At 69.5% G+C, this 9918-nt stretch carries 3 protein-coding genes, 1 tRNA gene and 1 rRNA gene; 1 reads left to right on the top strand and 4 read right to left on the bottom strand.

Going from position 1 to position 9918, the window contains the following annotated elements:
• Positions 1 to 196: 196 nt before the first annotated feature.
• Positions 197 to 5659: a HAMP domain-containing protein gene (locus AC07CM_RS16060; RefSeq protein WP_478876999.1), complete on the bottom strand. Its 5463-nt coding sequence runs from the start codon at positions 5657 to 5659 to the stop codon at positions 197 to 199.
• A gap of 410 nt (positions 5660 to 6069) precedes the next feature.
• Between AC07CM_RS16060 and AC07CM_RS16065 the strand changes: the two genes are divergently transcribed.
• Positions 6070 to 8826 carry a SpoIIE family protein phosphatase gene (locus tag AC07CM_RS16065; protein WP_478877000.1) on the top strand — a complete coding sequence of 919 codons (2757 nt, stop codon included), beginning with the start codon at positions 6070 to 6072 and terminating at the stop codon, positions 8824 to 8826.
• A 65-nt stretch (positions 8827 to 8891) separates the two neighbouring features.
• Here AC07CM_RS16065 and AC07CM_RS16070 read toward each other — a convergent pair.
• From AC07CM_RS16070 to rrf, 3 genes are all read right to left on the bottom strand, one after another.
• Positions 8892 to 8964, bottom strand: a tRNA-Thr gene (locus AC07CM_RS16070).
• A gap of 84 nt (positions 8965 to 9048) precedes the next feature.
• Positions 9049 to 9711, bottom strand: coding sequence for a DegT/DnrJ/EryC1/StrS family aminotransferase (locus AC07CM_RS16075; RefSeq protein WP_478877006.1), 663 nt, complete (start codon positions 9709 to 9711; stop codon positions 9049 to 9051).
• Between the two features lie 114 nt (positions 9712 to 9825).
• Positions 9826 to 9918, bottom strand: a 5S ribosomal RNA gene (gene rrf / locus AC07CM_RS16080); the annotation flags it as partial.

The following is a 9918-nucleotide window of genomic DNA, read 5'->3' on the forward strand; positions in this document are numbered from 1 at the left end:
CGGTCATCGTAGCCGCACCCCGCCCGTCGCCACACCCTGTCACCGCGATGTCACTGTGCACGTAACGGAAACGCCGCAGGCGACGGGAAGGTTCCCGGAATCCGGGATTCCCACACGTCCCCGGCCACCCCGAGTCGGCAACTCCCTGTGCACACCCGAGGTTCCCACGGCGTTCACGTCCGCCCAGGTCACCTCGTCACCCCGCCCGCATCCACTGCCGCATCACCGCCAGCAGATGGTCGGGGTCGACCGGCTTCGTCACATAGTCGGAGGCGCCCGACTCGATCGCCTTCTCCCGGTCGCCCTTCATGGCCTTCGCGGTCAGCGCGATGATCGGCAGTCCCGCGAACTGCGGCATCCTGCGAATCGCCGTCGTCGTCGCATACCCATCCATCTCGGGCATCATGATGTCCATCAGCACGACCGCCACGTCGTCGTGCTGCTCGAGCACCTCGATGCCCTCGCGGCCGTTCTCGGCGTACAGCACCGACAGCCCGTGCTGCTCCAGGACGCTGGTGAGCGCGAACACGTTGCGGATGTCGTCGTCCACGATCAGCACCTTCTCACCGCCGAACCGCTCCGCGTGGGACAGCTGCGGTGTGCTGTCCTGCTCGGCGACCGTCGTCCACTGCTCGGGCCGCTGCTCCGCCGGCGGCAGACTGCTCCGCCGGCGGCGCCGGAAGAGCGCGGCGGCACCGCTCTGCGTCTCCTGGTACGACTTCACCTCGGCCGGCGTCTCGATCTCCGCGGCGGACAGCTCCGAGGACAGCCGGGCCTCGGAGGCGACCAGCTCACCGGCCTCCAGCGGGGGCACGGACTGCTGGTAGCCCTGCGGCGGGAGTTCGCTCGGGTGCAGCGGCAGGTACAGCGTGAACGTCGAGCCGCGGCCCGGCTCGCTCTGCGCGTGGATCTCACCGCCGAGCAGCTGCGCGATCTCCCGCGAGATCGACAGGCCCAGGCCGGTGCCGCCGTACTTGCGGCTGGTCGTGCCGTCCGCCTGCTTGAACGCCTCGAAGATCACCCGCATCTTGCTGGCCGCGATACCGATGCCCGTGTCGGTCACCGAGAACGCGATCAGGTCGGCCGTCGGGTCGGTGAGCGCACCGGCCTCCAGCAACTGCTCCCGGATCTTCTGCGGCACATCCGCGCCGGCCGGTCGGATCACCAGCTCCACCGACCCGGAATCGGTGAACTTCACCGCGTTGGACAGCAGGTTGCGCAGCACCTGCAGCAGCCGCTGCTCGTCGGTGTGCAGGGTCGCAGGCAGCTCCGGGGAGACCCGTACGGACAGATCGAGGCCCTTCTCCGCGGTCAGCGGGCGGAAGGTGGCCTCCACGTAGTCCACGAGCTGGACGAGCGCGATACGCGTCGGGGAGACGTCCATCTTGCCCGCCTCGACCTTCGACAGGTCGAGGATGTCGTTGATCAGCTGGAGCAGGTCGGAGCCCGCGCCGTGGATGGTCTCGGCGAACTCGACCTGCTTCGGGGACAGGTTGCCCTCGGCGTTGTCGGCCAGCAGCTTGGCCAGGATCAGCAGGGAGTTGAGCGGTGTGCGCAGCTCGTGCGACATGTTCGCGAGGAACTCGCTCTTGTAGCGCATCGACACCGCGAGCTGCTCGGCGCGCTCCTCCAGGACCTGCCGGGCCTCCTCGATCTCGGTGTTCTTCACCTCGATGTCCCGGTTCTGCCGGGCCAGCAGCTCGGCCTTCTCCTCCAGTTCGGCGTTGGAGGCCTGCAGCGCCTTCTGCCGGTTCTCCAACTCCGCGGACCGCTCACGCAGTTGCTCGGTCAGCTCCTGCGACTGCTTCAGCAGCAGCTCGGTCTTGGTGTTGACCGAGATGGTGTTGACGCTGGTCGCGATCATCTCGGCGATCTGGTTGAGGAAGTCCTTCTGGATCTGCGTGAACGGCGTGAACGATGCCAGCTCGATCACCCCGAGCACCGTGCCCTCGAAGAGCACCGGCAGCACGATCACCTGCGCGGGCGGCGCCTCCCCGAGCCCGGAGGAGATCTTCAGATAGCCGCTGGGCGCGTTCTCCACCAGGATCGCGCGCCGCTCCTCGGCGGCCGTGCCGATGAGCGCCTCACCCGGCCGGAACGACGTCGGCATGGAGCCCATCGAGTAGCCGTACGAGCCGAGCATCCGCAGTTCGTACTGTTCCTCGCCGTCGCCGCCGCGGTCCTGGCCCTCCATGAGCGGCATCGCCACGAAGAACGCCCCGTGCTGCGCGGAGACCACCGGCGTCAGCTCGCTCATGATCAGCGAGGCCACGTCCTCGAGGTCCCGGCGCCCCTGCATCAGCGCGGAGATACGCGCGAGGTTGCCCTTGAGCCAGTCCTGCTCCTTGTTGGCGATCGTGGTGTCGCGCAGGTTGGCGATCATCTTGTTGATGTAGTCCTGCAGTTCCTGGATCTCGCCGGACGCGTCGACGTCGATCTTCAGGTTCAGGTCGCCCCGGGTCACCGCGGTCGCCACGCGCGCGATGGCGCGCACCTGGCGGGTCAGGTTCCCGGCCATCTCGTTCACCGACTCGGTGAGGTCCCGCCAGGTGCCGTCGACGTCACGCACGCGTGCCTGACCGCCGAGCTGCCCCTCGGTACCCACCTCGCGGGCCACGCGGGTGACCTCCTCGGCGAAGCTGGACAGCTGGTCGACCATCGTGTTGATCGTCGTCTTCAGCTCGAGGATCTCGCCGCGGGCGTCGATGTCGATCTTCTTGGTCAGGTCACCCTTGGCGATGGCCGTGGTGACCATGGCGATGTTGCGCACCTGACCGGTCAGGTTGGACGCCATCTGGTTCACGGACTCGGTGAGGTCCTTCCACGTACCGGCCACACCCGGAACGTGCGCCTGACCGCCCAGGATGCCGTCCGTGCCCACCTCACGGGCCACCTTGGTGACCTGGTCGGCGAACGAACTCAGCGTCTTCACCATCGTGTTGATGGTGTCGGCGAGCTGCGCCACCTCACCGCTCGCCTCGATGGTGACCTGCCGCGTCAGGTCACCGTTGGCCACGGCCGCGGCCACCTGGGAGATGTTCCGCACCTGCATGGTCAGGTTGTTGGCCATCAGGTTCACGTTGTTGCTGAGGTCCTTCCAGATGCCCGTGACACCCGGAACGTGCGCCTGGCCGCCCAGGATGCCCTCGGTGCCCACCTCACGGGCCACCCGGGTCACCTGCTCGGCGAAGCTGGACAGCTGGTCGACCATCGTGTTGACCGTCGTGACGAGTTCGAGGATCTCGCCCTTCGCGTCGACGGTGATCTTCTTGGACAGGTCACCCTTGGCGACCGCGGTCGTGACCTCGGCGATGTTGCGTACCTGGATCGTCAGGTTGTTCGCCATGAAGTTCACGGACTGCGTGAGGTCCTTCCAGGTGCCGGAGACTCCCTGCACCTCCGCCTGGCCGCCCAGCATGCCCTCGGTGCCCACCTCGCGGGCCACGCGCGTGACCTCCTGGGCGAACGACGACAGCTGGTCCACCATCGTGTTCAGGGTGTTCTTCAGCTCCAGGATCTCCCCGCGCGCGTCCACGGTGATCTTCTGGGACAGGTCACCGCGGGCCACCGCGGTGGCGACCTGGGCGATGTTGCGCACCTGGGCGGTGAGGTTGCCGGCCATGCCGTTCACCGAGTCGGTGAGGTCCCGCCACACACCGGCCACGCCCGGCACCTGCGCCTGGCCCCCGAGCCGGCCCTCGGTGCCCACGTCCCGGGCGACCCGGGTCACCTGGTCGGCGAAGGCGGAGAGCTGGTCCACCATCGTGTTGATGGTGTTCTTCAGCTCGAGGATCTCCCCGCGCGCGTCGACGTCGATCTTCTGGGACAGGTCACCGCGCGCCACGGCCGTCGTCACCTGGGCGATCTGCCGCACCTGGGAGGTGAGGTTGCCCGCCATGAAGTTGACGGAGTCCGTCAGCTCCTTCCAGGTGCCCGAAACGCCGTCCACCCTGGCCTGGCCGCCGAGCCGGCCCTCGGTACCCACGTCCCGGGCCATCCGCGTGACCTGGTCGGCGAACGAGGACAGCTGGTCCACCATCGTGTTCACGGTGTTCTTCAGCTGGAGCATCTCGCCGGAGACGTCGACGGTGACCTTCTGGGAGAGGTCGCCGTTGGCCACCGCCGTCGTCACCTGGGCGATGTTGCGCACCTGCCCGGTGAGGTTGCGGAACGCGGTGTTGACGGAGTCGGTCAGGTCCTTCCACGTACCGGCCGCACCCGGCACCTGCGCCTGGCCGCCCAGCTCACCCTCGACACCGACCTCACGCGCGACCCGGGTCACCTCGGCACCGAACGCGGACAGCTGGTCCACCATGCCGTTGACGGTGTTCTTCAGCTCCAGCATCTCGCCGGCCACGTCCACGGTGACCTTCTGCGACAGGTCACCGCTGGCCACCGCGGTCGTCACGGCGGCGATGTCCCGCACCTGCGTGGTCAGGTTCCGGAACACCGTGTTGACGGAGTCCGTCAGGTCCTTCCAGGTCCCCGCGACACCCGGCACCGTCGCCTGACCGCCCAGCCGGCCCTCGGCGCCGACCTCGTTGGCCACGCGCGTGACCTCGTCCGCGAAGATCCGCAGCGTCTCGGTCATCTGGTTGATCGTCTCGGCGAGCTGCGCGACCTCACCGCGCGCCGGAACGGTCACCTTCTGCGACAGGTCACCGTTGGCCACCGCGGTGGTGACCTGGGCGATGCCGCGCACCTGCGCCGTCAAGTTGCCGGCCATCAGGTTCACCGAATCGGTGAGTTCCTTCCAGGTGCCGTCGACACCCGGAACGTGCGCCTGGCCGCCGAGGATGCCGTCCGTGCCGACCTCGCGCGCGACCCGCGTCACCTCCGAGGAGAAGGCGGAGAGCTGGTCGACCATCGTGTTGACGGTGTTCTTCAGCTCCAGCATCTCGCCGGCGACATGTACGGTGACCTTCCGTGACAGGTCACCCTTGGCGACGGCCGTGGTCACCAGGGCGATGTCGCGCACCTGGGCCGTCAGCCGGGACGCCATCGTGTTGACGGAGTCCGTGAGGTCCTTCCACGAACCGGAGAGCCCGCGCACCCGGGCCTGCCCGCCGAGCTTGCCCTCGGTACCGACCTCGCTGGCCACCCGGGTGACCTCGTCGGTGAAGGTCGACAGCTGGTCGACCAGGTTGTTGACGGTACGGCCGACCTTCAGGAACTCGCCCCGCAGCGGATGCCCGGTCCCGTCGGGCGCCTGGGTGCGCAGGTCCATGCGTGGCGAGAGATCGCCCTCGGCGACCGCCGTCAGGACCCGGCTGACCTCCGAGACGGGCCATACGAGATCGTCGACCAGCGCGTTGGAGTTGTCGACGGCCGTCGCCCAGGACCCCTCACAGGCGCCCGTTTCCAGCCGTTCCGTGAGTTTGCCCTCACGCCCCACCATGCGTCGCACCCGGGACAGCTCACCGGTCAGATGCAGATTGCGGTCGGCCACCTCGTTGAAGACCGCCGCGATCTCCGACATCACGCCGTCCCCGGACACCGTGAGCCGCTTGCGGAAGTTGCCGTCACGCATCGCCACGAGGGCCGTCAGCAGCCGGTTCAGGGCAGCCGTGTCCACGGCGGTGGTACCGCCGTTCCTGCCCAGGGAAGGTCCGCCCTTCGCGCGCGTCTTCGTGCCCCGCGTCGCTCCGCCAGACTCCACTGTGTCCCTCCCGAAGGGGTAGACCGTTGCTGCTGTGCTCGTCCGCGTCGAACCGATGCCCGGTCCCCCGGCATACCGGTTACTTCCGCGTACTCGTTACTGCTGGGTATTTCTGCCAGACGAGATCCGGCCACACCAGGGGCTACTGCCCTCCGTACACGGAACACACGCAGCATGACCGGACCTTCATCAGAAGCTTGCCCAGTGTTTCACCCCGGCCGAACCAGGCCATAACAGTTCGGCAGCTTCGCACATCGTCCGCACACCCTGGGGGCGTAATCACCGGCGACCGGCATCCGCTCGGACGGCGAAGGTAAGTAACCTTGCATGCGGCTGTCCAGCCGCACCGGTCCCACCGGCCTGGGCGGTGGCACGAGAACGAGCGGGCATCGGAGGGGCGGCCGCAGACCATGACCACCGGAGTGATCCCCGGGGGACTTCCCCCGGAGCCACGGCCGACGGGCGAGCGGATGCCGCAGCAGCGGCGCGAGCCGGCCGGCCACGCAGCCATGCACGTCGACAACCGGTCAAGGAGTTCTGTGATCACCGCGCGCGCGGCCGCCAGCTTCGAGCCCGTCGGGCGATCGGTCGCGACCGCCCGGTCCTTCGTCCGCGACACCCTGCAGGGCTGGGGCTTCGCAGACATCGTCGACGACGCGGTGGTCCTCACCAGCGAACTGGTGACCAACGCGGTGGTGCACGCGGGCACACACGCCGACGTGCTGTGCCTGCGCGCCGAGGACGGCCTCCGCATCGAGGTCTCGGACCGCTATCCGGAGCGCGAGGTCCCCGTCCAGGGCTCGCCTGCCGCCATGGGCAGCCCCGACCGCGAGGGCGGCCGCGGCCTGCAGCTGTGCGCGGCCCTGGCCGCCCGCTGGGGCGTGGACTACACCCCCACGCACAAGAACGTCTGGTTCCAGCTCGACCTGCCCGAACGTCCGGTCGGCACCCGCGCCGCCGGCCCCTCCCTGCCCGCCGACCTGCTCCCGCTCGCCGACGGCCGGGTCCGCGTCGCGGTCCTGCAGATCGACCGGAAGGGGTCCGTCAACGCCTGGAACGAGGACGCGGAGGAACTCTTCGGCTACCCGGCGAACGAGGTCATCGGCAGACCCCTCACCGACCTCGCCGCCTGGCCGCACACCCCCGGCACCGGCACCGGCATCGCCGAGGCACTCCAGCTCTCACGCTGGGAGGGCAGCTACGGCATCCGCCGCGCCGACGGCCGGGTCGCCCCGGTCTACGCCTCCCACCTCAGGGTCCGCGACACCGGCGGCGAACCCTCCACCGTGTGCCTGCTGGTACGGGACCACGAACGCGCCGTCCTGCAGACACCGCTGCGCGTCCCCGCCACCGACCAGGCAGCCACCTCCGACGGCCAGAGCACCGACCCCTTCGAGGTGTTCATCGGCTCCCCCGCCCCGGACGACCTCGACGGTCTGCTCCAGCGCACGGTGGAGCGGGCCCGCGACATGCTCGACGCCGACTCCGCGTTCCTCCTTCTCGCGACCGACGACGAGACCGAGTTGGAGGTCCGCGCCTCGACCGGCCTGCCCTCCGCCCGCCAGCGCTTCGCCCGCGTCCCCGTGGAGGCGGGCCCCGGCCGCTACGGCTCCGCCCGCATGCCGGCCGTCCACGACGACCTCAACGCCGTCCCCGGCGCCGTACCGCTGCTGTCCGGCACCGGCATGCGCTCGGTCGTCACGGTCCCGCTGAAGGTCGAGGGCCGCCTCACGGGCTCCCTCGGCGTCGCGGCCGAGGCACCCGGCCGGTACTCCAACGAGGAGGCGCTGCGCCTGCAGTTCGCCGCCGACCGCATCGCCCTGGCCGTCGAGTCGGCCCGCCTGGGCGAGCTGGAGCGGCTGCGCCGCGGCTCCCTGAGCTTCCTGGTCGAGGCCTCCGACCTGCTGGCCGGCACCCTGGACCGCGACCAGACCCTGGCCCTGATGGCCCAGATGACGGTCCCCACCCTGGCCACCTGGTGCGCCGTCTACACCATCGCCGACCAGGCCTCGGAGCCCTACCTCTCGTACGTCCTGCACGAGGACGAGGAACTCATCGACGGCATCAAGTCGTTGCTGTCGAAGGTCGCACCGCCCGATCCGGTACCGACGCCGGGCGCCCGCGTCTGGACCGCCCCCGGCGAGGTCGCCCACCAGGCGGCCCTGCGCACCTCGATGCGCAGCCTCGGCCTGTCCGGCGGCCCCACCCACCGGGTCGCCTCCAGCATCGGCCCGACGCTCGCCACGGCCTCCGCGGTCGGCGGCGAGACGGTCGTCCTGCCGCTCGTCGCCCGCAACCGCGTCATCGGCATGCTGACTCTCGGCAAGCCGACGGACGAGCACTTCCGGCAGGAGATCCTGGAACTGGCCGAGGACCTGTCCCGCCGGGCCGCCCTCGCCCTGGACAACGCCCGCCTGTACTCGGAACGCACGGCGATCAGCCAGTCCCTGCAGCGCAGCCTGCTCCCGCCCGGCCTGCCTCAGATCGGCGGCGTCGAGGTGGAGGTCATCTACCGCGCGGCCGGTGAGGGCAACGAGGTCGGCGGCGACTTCTACGACCTCTTCCCCATCGGCAACGGCGCCTACGGCTTCGCCATCGGCGACGTCTGCGGTACGGGCCCGAACGCGGCGGCCGTCACGGGCCTGGCCCGGCACGCGCTGCGCCTGCTGGCCCGCGAGGGCCTGTCCGGCCCGGCGGTCCTGGAGCGCCTGAACTCCGCGATCCTCGACGAGGGCGACCGCAGCCGCTTCCTGACGCTGCTCTACGGCGAGTTGCGGCCACAGGAGGACGGCAGCGCCGCGCTGAAGGTGGTCTGCGCCGGCCACCCACTCCCCCTGCGCCTCCGGCAGGACGGCACGGTGGTGGCCGCGGCCGAGCCCCAGCCGCTGCTGGGCGTGATCGAGGACCTGGAGCTGTACGAGGAGACGGTCACCCTCGACCCGGGTGACGTCCTGCTGTGCGTCACGGACGGCGTCACCGAACGCCGTGAGGGCACCCGCATGCTGGGCGACGACGGCCTCGCCGACGTCCTCACCACCTGCACCGGTCTCACGGCGGGCGCGGTCGCGGCACGCATCATGCGGGCCGTGGAGCGCTTCGCGTCCGACGCCCCATCCGACGACATGGCCATTCTGGCGATGCGGGTCCCGGGACTTCAGAACGACTGAGGCTCTCGGGCCCGTCCGGGCACACGAAGAAGGCCTCGCCCTGTAGGGCGAGGCCTCTTTTCCCGAGCCCCCAAACGGAATCGAACCGTTGACCTTCTCCTTACCATGGAGACGCTCTGCCGACTGAGCTATAGGGGCCTGTCACTTTCGAGGTTTCCCTCGCGGCAACAAGAAAACCATACCCTGAACAGGCCCGTTTCCCCAAACGCGTTCGGTCGCCGTTCAGAAAGCAGGCTGGAGCAGTCCCCCGAGAGCGTTGCAGGCGGACACGATCCGCTGCATCTCCCGCTTCGTCAGCGAGGCGTCCACGGGCAGCGCGAGCGTCTCGTCCGCGGCCCGCTCGGTCTCCGGCAGCGCCACACAGCGCCGGAACTCGGGCAGCCGGTGCACGGGCGTCTTCACGGGCACCCGGCACTCAACTCCCTTGGCCCGCAGAGCCCGCGCGAAGGCGTCGCGGTCCGGCCGGCCATTGCCCGGCACCCGCACCACGTACTGCTGGTAGGTGTGCCCGTCGCCCCCGTCCGGAGTGCGTACGCCCTTCAGCTTGGCGTCGAGGTAGGCGGCCCGCTCCCTGCGCTGCGCCATCTCGTCGTACGGCGCCTCGGACTCGCCCTGTTCCAGGACGAGCAGCTCGTGCCGCCGGCCCACCTCGTGCAACCGCGCGATGTCGGCGCGCCGTCCGAAGCGGTGCACGACAACGACGGCCGCCGTACGAGCAGTTATGGCCGCGTCCACAGCGGACGCGGCCAGGCAGTACGTGACCGGATCTATGTCGGCGAACACCGGGAGCGCACCGGCCAGGCTCACGGCCTCGGCCACTTCGACGTTCCCGAAGGCCGGTACGACGACCTCGTCACCGACTCCGACGCCGGCGGCCCTGAGCATTGCAGCAGTACCCATGCCAGCGATGCTGGGTGCGCAACGTGAACTTGAAGTTACGCATACCAAAAAAGGGTTGGACCCCGAACCGAAGTTCGGGGTCCAACCCTTTCAAAATTTGTTCGGCGGCGTCCTACTCTCCCACAGGGTCCCCCCTGCAGTACCATCGGCGCTGTGAGGCTTAGCTTCCGGGTTCGGAATGTAACCGGGCGT

It is taken from the genome of Streptomyces sp. NPDC044061, from assembly GCF_056434305.1.